This window comes from Ruegeria sp. CG3 (genome assembly GCF_056537205.1).
In genome coordinates this window covers 78,659-92,850 of sequence record NZ_JBQFRC010000005.1, presented here as the reverse complement: position 1 = coordinate 92,850, position 14,192 = coordinate 78,659, and the positions used below count along the sequence as shown (strand labels likewise).

21 protein-coding genes are annotated in these 14,192 nt (G+C 62.3%); 6 read left to right on the top strand and 15 right to left on the bottom strand.

Annotated elements, in window-relative coordinates:
• Positions 1-77: 77 nt before the first annotated feature.
• The 9 genes from rnc to folK all read right to left on the bottom strand — a co-directional run bounded on the left by rnc (position 78) and on the right by folK (position 7,181).
• The gene (gene rnc, locus ACR0NB_RS17875; protein ID WP_170373281.1) at positions 78-758 is read right to left on the bottom strand and encodes a ribonuclease III; all 681 of its coding nucleotides are present in this window, start codon (positions 756-758) and stop codon (positions 78-80) included.
• Positions 755-1,591 (bottom strand): signal peptidase I, encoded by an 837-nt coding sequence (gene lepB / locus ACR0NB_RS17870; RefSeq protein WP_170342658.1) that lies wholly within the window; start codon positions 1,589-1,591, stop codon positions 755-757. Before lepB ends, rnc begins: the two co-directional genes overlap by 4 nt.
• 32 nt (positions 1,592-1,623) lie before the next feature.
• The gene (acpS, locus tag ACR0NB_RS17865; protein WP_093965271.1) at positions 1,624-2,070 is read right to left on the bottom strand and encodes a holo-ACP synthase; all 447 of its coding nucleotides are present in this window, start codon (positions 2,068-2,070) and stop codon (positions 1,624-1,626) included.
• Positions 2,067-2,513 carry an ABZJ_00895 family protein gene (locus tag ACR0NB_RS17860; RefSeq protein WP_480776416.1) on the bottom strand — a complete coding sequence of 149 codons (447 nt, stop codon included), beginning with the start codon at positions 2,511-2,513 and terminating at the stop codon, positions 2,067-2,069. Before ACR0NB_RS17860 ends, acpS begins: the two co-directional genes overlap by 4 nt.
• A gap of 37 nt (positions 2,514-2,550) precedes the next feature.
• Positions 2,551-3,297, bottom strand: coding sequence for a pyridoxine 5'-phosphate synthase (locus tag ACR0NB_RS17855; RefSeq protein ID WP_480776415.1), 747 nt, complete (start codon positions 3,295-3,297; stop codon positions 2,551-2,553).
• Entirely contained in the window at positions 3,290-3,988 is a 699-nt protein-coding gene (locus ACR0NB_RS17850) for a DUF2062 domain-containing protein (RefSeq protein WP_170421750.1), read from the bottom strand. Before ACR0NB_RS17850 ends, ACR0NB_RS17855 begins: the two co-directional genes overlap by 8 nt.
• 16 nt (positions 3,989-4,004) lie before the next feature.
• A complete protein-coding gene (locus tag ACR0NB_RS17845) occupies positions 4,005-6,137 on the bottom strand; it encodes a RelA/SpoT family protein (protein ID WP_475142750.1) in 2,133 nt (710 codons plus the stop codon).
• A 26-nt stretch (positions 6,138-6,163) separates the two neighbouring features.
• Positions 6,164-6,517 carry a DNA-directed RNA polymerase subunit omega gene (gene rpoZ, locus ACR0NB_RS17840; protein WP_170343419.1) on the bottom strand — a complete coding sequence of 118 codons (354 nt, stop codon included), beginning with the start codon at positions 6,515-6,517 and terminating at the stop codon, positions 6,164-6,166.
• Between the two features lie 94 nt (positions 6,518-6,611).
• A complete protein-coding gene (folK, locus tag ACR0NB_RS17835; RefSeq protein ID WP_437342857.1) occupies positions 6,612-7,181 on the bottom strand; it encodes a 2-amino-4-hydroxy-6-hydroxymethyldihydropteridine diphosphokinase in 570 nt (189 codons plus the stop codon).
• Between the two features lie 136 nt (positions 7,182-7,317).
• On the opposite strand from folK, the gene ACR0NB_RS17830 reads away from it, so the two are divergent.
• The 6 genes from ACR0NB_RS17830 (at position 7,318) to ACR0NB_RS17805 (ending at position 11,151) form a co-directional block, all read left to right on the top strand.
• Positions 7,318-7,890 carry a LabA-like NYN domain-containing protein gene (locus ACR0NB_RS17830; protein ID WP_093965260.1) on the top strand — a complete coding sequence of 191 codons (573 nt, stop codon included), beginning with the start codon at positions 7,318-7,320 and terminating at the stop codon, positions 7,888-7,890.
• A gap of 200 nt (positions 7,891-8,090) precedes the next feature.
• Positions 8,091-9,041: a 4-hydroxy-3-methylbut-2-enyl diphosphate reductase gene (ispH, locus tag ACR0NB_RS17825; RefSeq protein WP_170370050.1), complete on the top strand. Its 951-nt coding sequence runs from the start codon at positions 8,091-8,093 to the stop codon at positions 9,039-9,041.
• Complete coding sequence (locus tag ACR0NB_RS17820; RefSeq protein ID WP_480776414.1) at positions 9,038-9,490, top strand: DUF3429 domain-containing protein; 453 nt, start codon at positions 9,038-9,040, stop codon at positions 9,488-9,490. Before ispH ends, ACR0NB_RS17820 begins: the two co-directional genes overlap by 4 nt.
• Complete coding sequence (locus ACR0NB_RS17815) at positions 9,487-10,071, top strand: class I SAM-dependent methyltransferase (protein WP_480434623.1); 585 nt, start codon at positions 9,487-9,489, stop codon at positions 10,069-10,071. The genes ACR0NB_RS17820 and ACR0NB_RS17815 overlap by 4 nt, the downstream gene beginning before the upstream one ends.
• Positions 10,064-10,531, top strand: coding sequence for a ribonuclease HI (rnhA, locus tag ACR0NB_RS17810; RefSeq protein ID WP_170342684.1), 468 nt, complete (start codon positions 10,064-10,066; stop codon positions 10,529-10,531). The genes ACR0NB_RS17815 and rnhA overlap by 8 nt, the downstream gene beginning before the upstream one ends.
• Positions 10,528-11,151, top strand: coding sequence for a trimeric intracellular cation channel family protein (locus tag ACR0NB_RS17805; RefSeq protein WP_170361522.1), 624 nt, complete (start codon positions 10,528-10,530; stop codon positions 11,149-11,151). The genes rnhA and ACR0NB_RS17805 overlap by 4 nt, the downstream gene beginning before the upstream one ends.
• Here the strand turns inward: ACR0NB_RS17805 and ACR0NB_RS17800 are convergent.
• The 6 genes from ACR0NB_RS17800 to def (ACR0NB_RS17775) are packed head-to-tail and all read right to left on the bottom strand — an operon-like array spanning position 11,148 to position 14,176.
• Positions 11,148-11,708, bottom strand: a complete 561-nt coding sequence (locus ACR0NB_RS17800) for a DinB family protein (RefSeq protein WP_170407961.1) — start codon at positions 11,706-11,708, stop codon at positions 11,148-11,150. The genes ACR0NB_RS17805 and ACR0NB_RS17800 overlap by 4 nt on opposite strands.
• A gap of 57 nt (positions 11,709-11,765) precedes the next feature.
• Positions 11,766-12,002 carry a GlsB/YeaQ/YmgE family stress response membrane protein gene (locus ACR0NB_RS17795; RefSeq protein WP_149776373.1) on the bottom strand — a complete coding sequence of 79 codons (237 nt, stop codon included), beginning with the start codon at positions 12,000-12,002 and terminating at the stop codon, positions 11,766-11,768.
• 1 nt (position 12,003) lies between these two features.
• Positions 12,004-12,240 (bottom strand): hypothetical protein, encoded by a 237-nt coding sequence (locus ACR0NB_RS17790; protein WP_005981317.1) that lies wholly within the window; start codon positions 12,238-12,240, stop codon positions 12,004-12,006.
• Positions 12,240-13,160 (bottom strand): methionyl-tRNA formyltransferase, encoded by a 921-nt coding sequence (fmt, locus tag ACR0NB_RS17785; RefSeq protein ID WP_170361518.1) that lies wholly within the window; start codon positions 13,158-13,160, stop codon positions 12,240-12,242. Before fmt ends, ACR0NB_RS17790 begins: the two co-directional genes overlap by 1 nt.
• 6 nt (positions 13,161-13,166) lie before the next feature.
• Positions 13,167-13,661: a peptide deformylase gene (def, locus tag ACR0NB_RS17780; protein WP_170434842.1), complete on the bottom strand. Its 495-nt coding sequence runs from the start codon at positions 13,659-13,661 to the stop codon at positions 13,167-13,169.
• On the bottom strand, positions 13,658-14,176 hold the full coding sequence (def, locus tag ACR0NB_RS17775; protein WP_170361514.1) for a peptide deformylase: 519 nt from the start codon (positions 14,174-14,176) through the stop codon (positions 13,658-13,660). The genes def (ACR0NB_RS17780) and def (ACR0NB_RS17775) overlap by 4 nt, the downstream gene beginning before the upstream one ends.
• Between the last annotated feature and the right edge of the window lie 16 nt (positions 14,177-14,192).

The following is a 14,192-nucleotide window of genomic DNA, read 5'->3' as shown; positions in this document are numbered from 1 at the left end:
GTGGTTCGTGATAGGTGGACAGCCCTCGCGGACATTCCCGGACAGATCAAGAGCAGGTAACACCGCGATCGAAGAGATCAGCTTGTCACACGATCCAGCAGAGCCTGCGCGGCCGCCTGTTCCGCCTGACGTTTGGAGCCGGCCGTTGCTTGGGCCTCGGAACCGTCCTGCAAGCGGGCCGCGATGGTGAAAACAGGGGCGTGATCCGGGCCGCTGCGCGAAATCTCGACATAAGCGGGCGGTTTCTGCCCGCGCGCCTGCGCCCATTCCTGAAGCGATGTCTTGGCATCGCGCGCATCCGCTTCGACCGTGTGGATCCGGTCGCCCCACAGCGACAGGATCACTTTCTGCGCGGCCTCAAAACCGGCATCGCGATAGACCGCAGCGATAACTGCCTCCATGGCGTCGCCCAAAAGCGCCTGCTTGCGGCGCCCGCCCGACAGCATCTCTGACCGGCCCAGCTTCAGAACCGCGCCGATATCGATCTGGCGGGCAACGTCGGCACAGGTTTCCTTGCGCACCAGCGCGTTGAATCGGGGGGCCAGTTGGCCTTCGGTGGCCTTCTGATCGGCCTCGAGCAAAGCGGTGGCCATCACAAGCCCCAGCACACGGTCACCCAGAAACTCGAGCCGCTGGTTGTCCGGACGCGTCGAAGACGAGACCGAACCATGGGTCAGTGCCCGAACCAGTAGTTCAGGGTTGGAAAACCTGTGTCCAAGGCGTTTTTCGAACGCCTTCATGTCGGTCGAAAGCTTCAATTGACCGCCTTGAAGAACCGGTCACCGCGCCAGGTCCAGAAAAACAGCATCGAACGCCCGGCGGACGAGAACATGATGCGGTCGGCTCGACCGATCAGGTTTTCATAAGGAACGTAGCCGACGCCGCCTGCGACCTGCGGCACGCGGCTGTCACTGGAATTGTCACGGTTGTCGCCCATGAAGAAGTAGTGCCCTTCCGGCACAGTGTAGACACCCGTGTTGTCAGTGCTCTGATTGCCGATATTCAGGATTTCATGCGACACGCCGCCCGGCAGAGTTTCGATCATCCGGGTCTTCTCACAGGTGCCGCCCACGCCGACCGGGCCATTTTCACAGCGGGGCCGAAGACGTTGAGGCCCTTGCGGCTCGGCGATTTCGGTAAAAGTGCCATCCGGGGTCTGCTTGGCTTCGGTGCCGTTGATGTAGACCACGCCATCCTTGATCTGAATCTTGTCTCCGGGGAGGCCGATCAGGCGCTTGATGTAGTCGCGCCCCGAAACCGGATGGCGGAATACGATGACGTCGCCCCGCTCGGGCTCGCCGCCCAGCAGTCGGGTATTGTCGCCCCCCATCCAGCCGCAGATGTCTTCGGCATCAACATCGAGGCCGACGCTGGGGATGATCAGGCTGGGACAGGACGCGTAGGAATAGCCGTAGGCCATCTTGTTGACGAACAGGAAATCACCGATCAGCAGCGTGGGTTTCATCGACCCCGACGGAATCCAGAACGGCTGAAAGAACAGAGTGCGGAAAACGCCCGCGATCAGCAGGGCATAGACGATGGTCTTGATCGTCTCCCAGATGGCGTTTCCGGATTTGGCTTGCTCGGCCATACTGCTCTCCAGTCCTTGCTCGGCTCGGGGGGTTACATGCGGCGCGGTCGCGGGGGTGTCAAGGCCGCTGCGTCGGGATCACCAAGCGGGCGCGCTTCGATCACCACGAAGGCCTGCGCCCACGGATGATCGTCGGTCAAGGTGACGTGGATGATCGCCTCGTGTCCTTCGGGCGTCATTTCCTTCAACCGTTCCGCGGCCCAGCCGGTCACATGCATGACGGGCTGACCGGTGCGCAGATTGGTGACAGCCATGTCCTTCCAAGCGATGCCCATGCGCAGCCCCGTGCCCAGCGCCTTGGAGCACGCCTCTTTCGCGGCCCAGCGCTTGGCGTAGGTTCCGGCCGTATCCCGCCGGCGCTCGGCCTTGCGCTGCTCGGTCTCGGTGAAGACACGGTTGCGGAACCGGTCACCGAACCGATCGAGCGTGCCCTGAATGCGCTCGATATTCGCAAGATCCGTACCGATGCCGAGTATCATGAGTTCGACTCTTTCTTTGCCCGTTCAAGAGCCTTGAACGCCGACCGGGCGCCCACCCACAGGAATAGCCGCGAAATGAGAAACGCCACGACAAAGGTGATCGTGAAACCGATCACCAAAAAGTTCACCGGGATACCGGCCAATCCCTCGGACATGCCCGGAACGACAAGAAAGAACAGCCCAGCCATGACAAGGTTGGTCAACATGCCGACGATGCCCATCCATAGTGCGGCGCTCCACATGTCGCCGCTGCCCGGCATGGTCTTGTGCGTCTGAACCTGTCGGTGTCCTTCGAATGTCGCAGCGGCCAAAAAGGGGATGAACGGCAGGAAACTGCTGGACAAGTCGATTCCGAACACCGCCGAAACGCCAAACAAAACAGCCGGGACCGCGGTCGAGGTGATCACGAAGACGACAAGAAACCTTGGAATGTTCAAGCGCATCGGGAGATCCAGAAGAAGGAGGCTTCAAGGCAGCGGATCATTGGCGCGCCTCATCCATCAGGCGGCGCATTTCCTGAATGGCTGGGGTGAGACCCCGGAAGATGGACTCGCCGATCAGGAAATGGCCAATGTTCAACTCGCGCACTTCGGGGAAGGCGGCAACGGGCTGGACCGTTTCATAGGACAGGCCATGGCCGGCATGCACTTCGAGGCCCAGCGAATGGGCAAAGGCCGACATCTTGCGCAGCGCCTCCAGTTCGCGTTCCGCGTCGTCCACCCGACCCTCGGCATGGGCGTCGCAATAGGCACCAGTGTGCAGCTCGATCACTTCGGCGCCGATGCGGTGGGCGGCCTCAATCTGCTTGGGGTCTGCGGCGATGAAGATCGACACCCGGCAACCGACGTCACGAAGCGGCGCGATGAAATGCGCCAGACGGTTTTCCTCGCGCGCGACTTCCAGGCCACCTTCGGTGGTACGTTCCTCGCGCTTTTCGGGGACGATGCAGACCGCGTGCGGCTTGTGGCGCAGAGCGATCTTCTGCATCTCATCCGTAGCCGCCATTTCAAAGTTCAGCGGAACCGACAGAACTTCCATCAGCCCGTCGATATCGGCATCCGAGATATGCCGCCGGTCTTCGCGCAGGTGCGCGGTGATCCCGTCGGCCCCGGCCTCTTCGGCAAGCTTTGCGGCGCGAAGCGGGTCGGGATAGGCGCCGCCACGGGCGTTGCGCACGGTGGCGACATGGTCGATATTCACGCCCAGGCGCAGAGGGGTGTCAGACATCCTTCGAATCCTTTTTGTTCGCGTCGCCCGAGCCTATCGGGTTTGGTCGGGGAACGGCAGAGCTTGCTTCGGCCAAGCGTTTGATTTCTTCGAACTTCGCCTTGATCTTTGCGCGGCGGCGCATCTGATAGGTTCGGATCACCGGCAGGCTGATATAGGTACAGATCACGCCGGCCACGATGCCGGGAATGATGCCGCCGATCATGTAGGGAAAGAACACGTCGTCATAAAATTGCGACAGCCCGTGCCAGTCAGCGACCCGATCGGAAAACATCGCCAGGAAGTTATCCTTGAGGTCCCCCATCGCACTGGCAAATTTGCCCATCAGCCCCTTGGTGTCGCCCTCTTCGTATTCGGTGCCCAGCAGGAAATGCCCAGTTTGCAGGCAGACCACGCCGATCGGAACGTAGGTCAGCGGGTTGCCGAAGAACGTGCCGCTCAACGCGGCAAGGATGTTGCCGTTCAGCAGCCGGGCCAAGACCGCGGCAACCAGAAAATGAAGGCCGTAGAAAGGGGTGAAGGACGCGAACACCCCGGCCCCTACCCCACGGGCAATGCGCTCGGGCGAGTCTGGCAAACGGCGGACGCGGTGTTTGACATAGTGGAAGGCGCGGGTCCAACCGCCGCGAGGATAGACCAACTCGGACAGGACCTGGAGTACCGAGCGGCGATCACGGCGCTTGAAAACCACTCCTGATCACCCCTTCTCAGCCAGCTGCGACCGCAGCGCTTGTCATGTCCCGATACCGTTCGACCGCAGCCACGTCACTTTCCGCCTCGAGCATCAGCATCAGCGAATGCAGCTGTTCAAGATCCCGCACCTCGATACTGATCAGCAGACGATAGAAATCTGGCTTCCGGTCCACGAATTCCAAGTTCGAGATATTGGCCTTTTTCTCGCCGATCAATGTGCAAATACGTCCCAGCACGCCGGCGTCGTTGCCGATGGTCAGCTCCAACGTGGCGCCATAAGCGGCCGGATGCGTGCCGGTATGCCAGTGAAGGTTCACCCACCGTTGCGGCTGATCCTCGAATTCGGCAAGGCGATCGCAATCGATGGAATGCACCACCACTCCCTTGCCCCGAGACGTGATGCCCACGATGCGTTCGCCCGGCAAAGGCTGGCAGCACGGCGCGCGTTCAAACCCCTGCCCCGGCTCAAGCCCGATCACGGCGCGACGCAAGGGGATTGCTTCGCCCTCGTCGCGGGTCAGGTCGGGATAGACCACGGCCACCACATCGTGGGCGGTCAGTTCGGCACTGCCGACGCGTGCCAGCAACTCATCGCTGTTCTTGATGCGCAGGTGTTTGGCGGCGGTTTCCAATGCCTTGTCGGTCGCCTTGCGGCCGACATGCTCGAACCCCGCGCGGACCAGTTCGCGTCCCAGTTTGATGAACCGTTCACGATCAACCTCGCGCAGCGCGCGCCGGATGGCGGTGCGGGCCTTGCCGGTCACGGCAATCTCAAGCCAGGTCACCTGCGGAGTCTGGCCGTCAGCCGTGATGATGTCGACCGATTGGCCATTCTTGAGCCGCGTCCACAGCGGCACGCGAATACCGTCCACCTTGGCCCCGACACAGGCATGGCCGATGCGCGTGTGAATGGCGTAAGCAAAATCGATCGGGGTCGCCCCACGAGGCAATTTCACCACGTCGCCTTTGGGGGTGAAGCAGAAGACCTGGTCCGAATACATCTCGAGCTTCACCGCCTCGAGGAAATCTTCGTGGTCTTCCTCGGTGTCGAACTGCTCGGTCAGGTTGGCGATCCACTTGGCCGGATCGACCGCAAAGGGGTTTTCCGTCCGCACACCGTCACGATAGGACCAGTGCGCGGCCACACCTGTCTCGGCGACGTCATGCATCTGACGGGTACGGATCTGCACCTCGACCCGCTTGCCGTCACGACCCGAGACCGTCGTGTGGATCGACCGGTAGCCGTTCGATTTCGGCTGACTGATATAGTCCTTGAACCGTCCCGGCACAGCGCGCCAGCGCTGGTGGATGGCCCCAAGGGTGCGATAGCAGTCTTCTTCGGTCTGGGTAATGATGCGGAAGCCATAGATGTCGGACAGGCGCGAGAACCCCTGATCCTTCTCCTGCATCTTGCGCCAGATTGAGTAGGGTTTCTTGGCGCGACCGAACACCTCGGCCTCGATCCCCGCTTTCTCAAGCTCGTGCCGCATGTCGCCGGTGATCCGGTGAATCACGTCGCCGGTTTCGCGCTGCAGCGTGATGAAGCGGCGGATGATCGACTGGCGGCCTTCGGGATTGAGGACGCGGAACGCCAGGTCCTCAAGCTCTTCGCGCATCCACTGCATGCCCATCCGGCCGGCCAGCGGCGCGTAGATGTCCATCGTTTCGCGCGCTTTCTGCACCTGCTTTTCAGGACGCATCGCCTTGATCGTACGCATATTGTGCAGGCGGTCGGCCAGCTTGACCAGGATCACCCGCAGGTCCTTGGACATGGCCATGAACAGTTTGCGGAAGTTCTCGGCCTGCTTGGTTTCGCGACTGGAAAGCTGCAGGTTGGTCAGCTTGGTGACACCGTCGACCAGCATCGCCACCTCATCCCCGAACAGCTCGGCGATCTTGGAATAGCTTGCCTTGGTGTCCTCGATCGTGTCGTGCAGCAGCGCGGTGATGATCGTAGCATCGTCCAAGCGCTGCTCGGTCAGAATGGCGGCAACTGCGACAGGATGCGAAAAATAGGGCTCGCCCGAATGCCGGAACTGCCCTTCATGCATCTGCATTCCGAACTCATAGGCCCGGGCGATGCGATCGGCATTTGTCTTGGGGTTGTAGTTGCGGACCAGCGCAATCAGGTCTTCAACAGAAATCATCCGGTCCGCACCTTCGCTTGCAGGGCTTACCCCTGCCCCTGGGCCTCCATCAGGGCACGCAGGAGTTTCTCTTCGGACATGTCGTCATCTGCCGGCTTGTCCGACTCTGCACCCATCAACAGCGCCATCTGATCTTCTTCGGGCTCGTCGACCTCGATCTGGGTCTGATTGGCCTCGATCAGACGTTCACGCAGCTCGTCCGCCGTCTGGGTTTCTTCGGCAATCTCGCGCAGAGCCACGACGGGGTTCTTGTCGTTGTCGCGGTCAACGGTGATCGATCCGCCAGTGGAAATCTCGCGCGCACGATGGGCGGCAAGCATCACCAGTTCGAACCGGTTCGGTACCTTGTCTACGCAGTCTTCGACCGTCACGCGGGCCATGAGGCGCTCTCCACAAATGAATCCGTGTCAGGAAGGGGTTTATCTAAGCGCGATTCTCTGCCTTGACAAGCGGGAAATGCCCAGCATTGGCGGCTCAGAGGGGGGTTACGGCGGTAACCTCGTCCGCAGGCAGCTGTCCGATCATTTCCCGGACGGTCAAATCCAGCACCGGATGGCGCCAATCGGGCGCGACGTCAGCCATTGGAACCAGCACGAATGCCCGGTCCTGCAGGCGCGGGTGCGGCACTATCAGTTGTTCGGGCGCGGATCGCACCTGCTGGTCCATCGGCAAATCCAACCAGCGGCGGTATCCGTCCAGGTCCGGCAGAACGCGGTCGTCCCAGCAGACAAGATCAAGATCAAGTGTGCGCATACCCCAACGCTGAACCCTGGCGCGGCCGAACTCGGCCTCGACCTCGTGCAGCAGGTCCAGAACACCGCGCGGATCCAGTTCCGTCTCGATCACAGCGGCTGCGTTCACGTAGTCCGGGCCGGCGCCCGCAGGGAAGCAGGGGGTCGAAAAAAGCCGGCTTTTGGCCCGAATCACCAGCCCCTTGGCCTCCATGACCTCGAGAGCCTGCGCGAGTGTCACCTTGGGCCCGTTTCCTCTCAAGGTGAGATTTGCCCCCAACGCCACGACCACTTTTGACATGGATTTGACCACTTTTATCCCCGTATTCCGTTCAGAGAATACTTGCGATACAGGTCAAATAGCCTATTTTAAAGGCATCAATGCGCGAATTTATTTTTTTCACTCACAGACACCTCCGCGCGTTGAGCGATACCGGAAGGACAAATTAATGTTTTACAAGGACGAACGGCTTGCGCTGTTCATCGACGGCTCGAATCTGTACGCCGCCGCAAAAGCACTGGGGTTTGACATCGATTACAAGTTGCTTCGCCAGGAATTCATGCGTCGAGGCAAGCTTCTCAGAGCCTTCTACTACACAGCGCTGCTAGAAAACGACGAATACTCACCGATCCGTCCGCTTGTCGATTGGCTGCATTACAATGGCTTCACCATGGTGACCAAGCCGGCCAAGGAATACACCGACAGCATGGGGCGCCGTAAGGTCAAGGGGAACATGGACATCGAACTGACTGTCGATGCCATGGAGCTTGCGCCGCGCGTGGATCATATCGTGCTGTTTTCGGGCGATGGGGATTTCCGCCCGCTGATTGCCAGCCTGCAACGTCAGGGCGTGCGCGTTTCGGTGGTTTCGACCATCCGTAGCCAGCCGCCGATGATTTCGGACGAGCTGCGTCGTCAGGCCGACAATTTCATCGAGCTTGACGATCTGCGCGACGTGATCGGACGCCCTCCGCGGGACGTGTCCGATGAACCGCGTACGGTAGCCGTCGCAGGAAAATAAGAACTCCGCCATCCACCACTCACACATGTGGAGAAATCGCGCGGTCAGGACTTCGTGTCCTGGCCGCGCTTCTTTAATCAAGAACCCGTGCTCAAACGGTTATTGGCTAACAGGACTTCATGTCAGCATGATGACAAGGCTGTCCTGACTGGACCAACAGGTGGAAAAGCCTTACCTGTCCCTTTCAAGGAGACAGACGCATGACCAAGCCCCCCCTGACCCTGTATCTGGCCGCCCCGCGCGGGTTCTGCGCCGGCGTGGACCGCGCGATCAAGATCGTGGAAATGGCCCTGCAGAAATGGGGCGCCCCGGTCTATGTCCGGCACGAGATCGTGCACAACAAGTTTGTCGTGGACGGGCTGCGCGCCAAGGGTGCCGTCTTTGTCGAAGAGCTGGACGAATGCCCCGATGACCGGCCGGTAATCTTTTCCGCCCACGGCGTACCCAAATCGGTGCCCGCCGCAGCAGCCGCGCGCGAGATGATCTACGTCGACGCCACCTGTCCGCTGGTCTCCAAGGTCCATATCGAGGCCCAGCGCCACGCCGAGGCCGGGTTGCAGATGATCATGATCGGCCACAAGGGCCACCCCGAAACCGTCGGCACCATGGGCCAGCTGCCCGAGGGCGAGGTTCTGCTGGTGGAAACGGTTGACGATGTGGCCGGGGTGCAGGTCCGCGACCCCAAAAAACTTGCCTTCGTCACCCAGACCACCCTGTCGGTGGACGACACGCGCGACATCGTGGCCGCCCTGCAGGACCGGTTCCCGGCCATCGTCGGCCCACACAAGGAAGACATCTGCTATGCCACCACCAACCGGCAGGAGGCGGTGAAGACCGTCGCACCCAGGTCGGATGCGCTGCTGGTGGTAGGTGCGCCCAACTCATCGAATTCGCGCCGCCTGGTCGAGGTGGCGTCCAAGGCGGGCTGCACCTATGCCCAGCTGGTGCAGCGGGCCACAGACATCGACTGGCGCGCGCTCGAGGGGATTTCCAGCATCGCCATCACCGCCGGTGCCTCGGCCCCCGAAGTTCTGGTAAACGAGGTGATCGACGCCTTCCGCGACCGCTATGACGTGACCGTCGAAACCGTCGAAACCGCCACCGAGAATGTCGAGTTCAAGGTGCCCCGCATTCTGCGCGTGCCCGCATGAGCGGCATCCCCCGCGCACCATTGGTTCTGGGCCTGGCCGGTCTGATCCCCTTCGTCTGGGGCGCGCTGACCTACCTGAGCGGAGACCTGAACGACTGGGGCAGCCGCGCGCTGGGTCCCCGGTTCGTGGGGCCCTATGTGCAGCTGTTCTATGGCGCTGTGATCCTCAGCTTCATGTCCGGCGTTCTTTGGGGTTTTGCCACGAAGACCTCGGGCAGCCGGGCGGCGCTGTGCTATGGGTTGTCGGTACTGCCGGCGCTGTGGGCGTTCTTCACCACCGGCGGCGGGCCGGTCGACGCGGGCACCAACCTGATGATCGGCTTTGCCGGGCTGCTGGTGCTGGACGCGCTGTTCTGGTCCTGGGGCCTGACCCCGCGCTGGTGGATGAAACTGCGGCTGCTGCTGAGCTCCGTAGTGCTGACTTGCCTGGCCGTTGGAGTAGTCCTGTGAGCGACAAACGAACCATCGACGCCTACACAACCCGTGTGGACGACTATCTGAAAGTGCCGCTGCCGCCCGAACAGATCGAGGCTCGCGCAGCATTTGCGCAGGCGGTCGGCGACGGGCTGGTGCTGGATCTGGGGTCGGGTCCGGGTTCGGACAGCGGTTTCTTTCTGCGCCAGGGGCTGCGGGTTCGGGCGCTGGACGCCACACCTGCCTTTGTCGAACACGCCCGCGCAAATGGCGTGGACGCGCATTTGGGCACGTTCGACGACGTGACCGAAACGGCCGAATACGATGGGGTCTATGCCAGCTTTTCCCTGCTGCACGCCCCGCGCGCCGAATTCCCGCGACACCTGGCCGCCATCCACCGGGCCCTGAAGCCGGGCGGCGTGTTCTTTCTGGGCCTCAAACTGGGCACCGGAGAGCATCGCGACGAACTGGACCGCTACTACACCTATTTCACGCGCCCCGAGATCGAGACCGCGTTGGTCGAGGCCGGGTTCGTCATTCACCGTGTCACCACCGGTATGGGAAAGGGGCTGTCCGGATCTTATGACGGTTTCATTCTGGTGCTGGCCCATGCCTGATCTGTTTGCCTATACCGATGGTGCCTGTTCGGGCAATCCCGGCCCGGGGGGCTGGGGCGTGCTGCTACGAGCGATGGATGGAGAAACCGTCCTGAAAGAGCGCGAGTTGAACGGCGGTGAGGCCGAGACCACCAACAACCGGATGGAGCTGCTGGCCGCGATCAGCGCGCTCGAAACATTGGAGCGGCCCTCGAAGATCACAATCGTGACCGACAGCGCCTATGTGAAAAACGGGGTGACGGGCTGGATTCACGGGTGGAAGCGCAACGGCTGGAAGACCGCCAGCAAGAAGCCCGTCAAGAACGTGGACCTGTGGCAGCGGCTGGACGAAGCCCAACAGCGCCATGACGTGACCTGGGAATGGGTCAAGGGCCATGCCGGCCACCCCGAAAACGAACGCGCCGATGAGTTGGCACGCGCAGGCATGGCCCCTTTCAAGCCGAAAAAGGCCCGCACATGAGCGGTCTGGCCCTGCTGGACTATGCCTCGGTTCTGGTCTTTGCGCTGACCGGGGCGCTGGTCGCCAGCCGGGCGCAGTTGGACCTTGTGGGATTTGCCTTCATCGCCTGTCTGACGGCGGTGGGCGGCGGTACGGTGCGTGATCTGCTGCTGGATCGGCACCCCGTATTCTGGGTGGGCCAACCTGACTATATCCTGATCGCGGTGGCAGCAGCGGTGGTCGTGTTCTTCACCGCGCATCTGGTCGAAAGCCGCTACAACTGGTTGGTCTGGCTGGACAGTTTCGCGCTGTCGATCGCCGTGGCCGCGGGAACGGGCGCGGCGCTGGCGCTGGGTCAGTCGGGCGTGATCGTGGTGTTGATGGGTGTGACCACCGGTTGCCTGGGCGGGCTGATGCGCGACGTGGTCTGCAACGAGGTGCCGCTGGTGCTGAAACAGGGCGAGCTCTATGTCTCATGCGCCTTCACCGGGGCGCTTGTGGCCGTGTTGGCCACCCGTCTGGGGCTGGAGACGCTGCTGGCGCTGGGCCTGTGCGCACTCTCCTGCTGGGCATTGCGGGCCGGATCGCTGCTGTTCGGCTGGCAGTTGCCGGTCTACAAGGCACGCCCGCCGCGGAGCTAGAGGCCGCGCCAGACCTCTTCCTCGGTCAGGTTCAGAGACGTGAAATCTTCGGCCCGCAATGATCTGTCAGCCTCCCACTCCATGAAGAATTCATCCAGTTGCGGCGGAGCGATCATCGTGCCCGAAAGCATCGAATGCACTTGTCCCCGATGGTGAATCTGGTGCTGCAGCAAGTGCAGGATCGTGCGGTCGTACCGCTCGACTTGCACTACGTCCCCACGTGGAATCCTGACGCGTGCAGTTTCATCCAAAACCTTCTCATCGCGGCAAACATCCACGAAACGTTGGTCGATGGCGCGTTGGTGCGCCGAAAGCTCGGGCAAGTCGGGATAGGGAGTTTCCGGGTCGAAGGCGTCCAATCCCATTGGCCGGCCTTCCAGAGCGGTGACGTAGAAAAGATCAACCGTATAAATGTGATTGAGAGTCTCGATGATGGACGGGAAGAAACCAGTACGGTGCTTCGCCAGTTCTTCGGGGGGCAATTGCGCGCAAGCCTCCAGAATTCGGTGGTTGGCCCATGCGTTGTTATAAGCTTGTGGGAAAAAATAGTTTTTCATTGCCGATGCCTAGTTGATTGCCAAAGCACTGTCTAGCGTGGCCTACGGCCTGCCGCATCAACGCCGGAAATAGGTCTTCCAGATCCAGATCAGCAGCAGCGCGCCCAGCACCGCGCCGACGAATCCGGGCATCCAGCCCATGACCGTCAGCAAGGCGCGCATGATCAGCCCGCCCACCACGGCCCCGGCGATACCGATCAGCAGGGTGGTGGGGATGTCCGCCTCGATCCGCATCAGGCGGGTGGCCAGAAATCCGGCCGCGGCGCCGATGACGATCAAGGCAAGGACGGGCATCTCATTTCCTCCAGTGCGTGGGCACGATGATCAAGGCCCCCACCGACGAGATCACCGCATCCAGCCCAGGCGGTCCAAAGCTGATGCCGAACATGATGCGGATGAAATAGAACAGGAACGCCCCGCCCACGCAGATGATGATGGATTGCAGATACCCGTTGTGGGTAAATCCCGTCACCTCGGACAGATAGCCGACGATGCCGGCAATCACGACGGTACCCATCATCACCATGAACATCAGGACGTCTCCGAGCCGAGGCGGGTTCCGGCCGGGATCGGCCAGCCCCGCAGGAAGGTTTCCCTATCCTGCGCCGCCTTGCCCGCCCGTTGCAAGCGCAGCAGTTCGACTGCGCCGGTGCCGCAGGCCACGCGCAGCGCGTCGTCCAGCACCTCGCCCGGCATGCCCTGCCCGTCCGACAGGCGCGAGGCGAGCAGCTTGACGCGCTCGCCCTCAATCTGAGTCCAGGCGCCGGGAAAGGGCGACAGGCCGCGGATCTGGCGATCGACTTCGACAGCTGGGCGCGACCAGTCCACGCGGGCCTCGGCCTTGTCGATTTTTGCGGCATAGGTCACGCCGACCTCGGGCTGCGGTTCGGGAGTCAGCTCGGGCAGGCGGTCCAGAGCCTGCACGATCAGATCGGCGCCCATCGCCGACAGGCGGTCATGCAGCTGGGCGGTGGTTTCCTCGGGTCCGATCGGGGTGGCCTGACGCAGCAGGACGGGGCCGGTGTCCAGGCCGGCCTCCATCTGCATGATACAGACGCCGGTCTCGGCATCGCCCGCCATGATCGCCCGGTGGATCGGCGCGGCCCCGCGCCAGCGCGGTAGCAGGCTGGCGTGGATGTTCAGGCAGCCATGCCGGGGTGCGTCCAGAATCGGCTGCGGCAGGATCAGCCCATAGGCCACGACCACGGCCACATCGGCCTTCAGCGCAGCAAAGGCGGCCTGTTCCTCGGGCGATTTCAGCGAGGTGGGATGGCGCACCGGCAGGCCCAGCGCCTCGGCGCGGGCATGCACCGGCGTGGGCCGGTCCTTCTTGCCGCGACCGGCCGGGCGCGGGGGCTGGCAATAGACGGCGGCGATCTCGTGCCCGGCCTGCACCAGCGCATCCAGCACCGGCACCGAAAACTCGGGCGTTCCCATGAAGATGACGCGCATGCCGCCCTACCCCGCCTTTTTCGCCTTGCGCAGCAGCATGTCGCGTTTGACCTTGCTGAGACGGTCAAAATACATCCGGCCGTTCAGATGGTCGATCTGGTGCTGCACGCTGGTGGCTTCGATGCCGACGAAATCGCGCCGGTCGATCTCGCCTTTTTCATTGAGGAACCGGACCGTCACCGCACGCGGACGTTTGATCTTGGCCGACACGCCCGGCAGGTTCGGGCTGGCCTCGTCATGCTCGCGCAGTTCGATCGAGCTGTGCAGGATTTCGGGGTTGGCCAGGCGCACCGCGCGGCCACGCTCGGCCGAGCCGTCCACGACCGCCAGCCGCAGCGTCACGCCGATCTGGGGCGCCGCCAGGCCGACGCCGGGCATCGCCTCCATCGTGTCGATCATGTCGTCCCAGATGGCGCGGATCTCGTCGGTAATTTCAGTCACCGGTTCGGCCTTGGTACGCAGGCGCTTGTCGGGCCATGGCAGGCAGGGACGGACGGTCATGCGCGGGCCAGCTCACGCTTGAGCTTGACCATCTTGCGCGTGATCATCTGCCGTTTCAGCGGCTTGAGATAGTCGATGAACAGCTTGCCGTTCAGGTGGTCGATCTCGTGCTGCACGCAGGTGGCCCAGAGCCCGTCGAAGGTTTCGCGCTGCGCCTTGCCGTTCTTGTCCATCCAGGCAACCTCGACCTCGGCCGGGCGGGTGACCTCGGCGAACTGATCGGGGATCGACAGGCAGCCTTCCTCGTAGACACTGGTTTCGTCCGAGGCCGAGATGATCTCGGGGTTGAACATCACCAGCGGGCGGGGGGTGGCGCCTTCCTCTTTGACGCAATCCAGAACGATCAGCCGTTCCAGCACGCCGATCTGGGGCGCGGCCAGCCCGATGCCCGGCGCATCATACATGGTTTCCAGCATGTCGTCGGCCAGCGCGCGCAGCTCGTCCGACAGGTCGTCCACGGGCGCACAGACCTTTTTCAGGCGGGGATCGGGATGGATCAGGATGTTGCGTTTCATGGGGCTGATTTAGGTC

Bases quoted from the DNA above. Each gene is read 5' to 3' on its own strand.
- lepB (WP_170342658.1), bottom strand. From the start codon at position 1,591: ATGGCCGAGCAAGCCAAATCCGGAAACGCCATCTGGGAGACGATCAAG.
- acpS (WP_093965271.1), bottom strand. From the start codon at position 2,070: ATGATACTCGGCATCGGTACGGATCTTGCGAATATCGAGCGCATTCAG.
- ACR0NB_RS17860 (WP_480776416.1), bottom strand. From the start codon at position 2,513: ATGCGCTTGAACATTCCAAGGTTTCTTGTCGTCTTCGTGATCACCTCG.
- ACR0NB_RS17855 (WP_480776415.1), bottom strand. From the start codon at position 3,297: ATGTCTGACACCCCTCTGCGCCTGGGCGTGAATATCGACCATGTCGCC.
- ACR0NB_RS17845 (WP_475142750.1), bottom strand. From the start codon at position 6,137: ATGATTTCTGTTGAAGACCTGATTGCGCTGGTCCGCAACTACAACCCC.
- rpoZ (WP_170343419.1), bottom strand. From the start codon at position 6,517: ATGGCCCGCGTGACGGTCGAAGACTGCGTAGACAAGGTACCGAACCGG.
- ACR0NB_RS17830 (WP_093965260.1), top strand. From the start codon at position 7,318: ATGTTTTACAAGGACGAACGGCTTGCGCTGTTCATCGACGGCTCGAAT.
- ispH (WP_170370050.1), top strand. From the start codon at position 8,091: ATGACCAAGCCCCCCCTGACCCTGTATCTGGCCGCCCCGCGCGGGTTC.
- ACR0NB_RS17820 (WP_480776414.1), top strand. From the start codon at position 9,038: ATGAGCGGCATCCCCCGCGCACCATTGGTTCTGGGCCTGGCCGGTCTG.
- rnhA (WP_170342684.1), top strand. From the start codon at position 10,064: ATGCCTGATCTGTTTGCCTATACCGATGGTGCCTGTTCGGGCAATCCC.
- ACR0NB_RS17805 (WP_170361522.1), top strand. From the start codon at position 10,528: ATGAGCGGTCTGGCCCTGCTGGACTATGCCTCGGTTCTGGTCTTTGCG.
- ACR0NB_RS17800 (WP_170407961.1), bottom strand. From the start codon at position 11,708: ATGAAAAACTATTTTTTCCCACAAGCTTATAACAACGCATGGGCCAAC.
- ACR0NB_RS17795 (WP_149776373.1), bottom strand. From the start codon at position 12,002: ATGCCCGTCCTTGCCTTGATCGTCATCGGCGCCGCGGCCGGATTTCTG.
- ACR0NB_RS17790 (WP_005981317.1), bottom strand. From the start codon at position 12,240: ATGTTCATGGTGATGATGGGTACCGTCGTGATTGCCGGCATCGTCGGC.
- fmt (WP_170361518.1), bottom strand. From the start codon at position 13,160: ATGCGCGTCATCTTCATGGGAACGCCCGAGTTTTCGGTGCCGGTGCTG.
- def (WP_170434842.1), bottom strand. From the start codon at position 13,661: ATGACCGTCCGTCCCTGCCTGCCATGGCCCGACAAGCGCCTGCGTACC.
- def (WP_170361514.1), bottom strand. From the start codon at position 14,176: ATGAAACGCAACATCCTGATCCATCCCGATCCCCGCCTGAAAAAGGTC.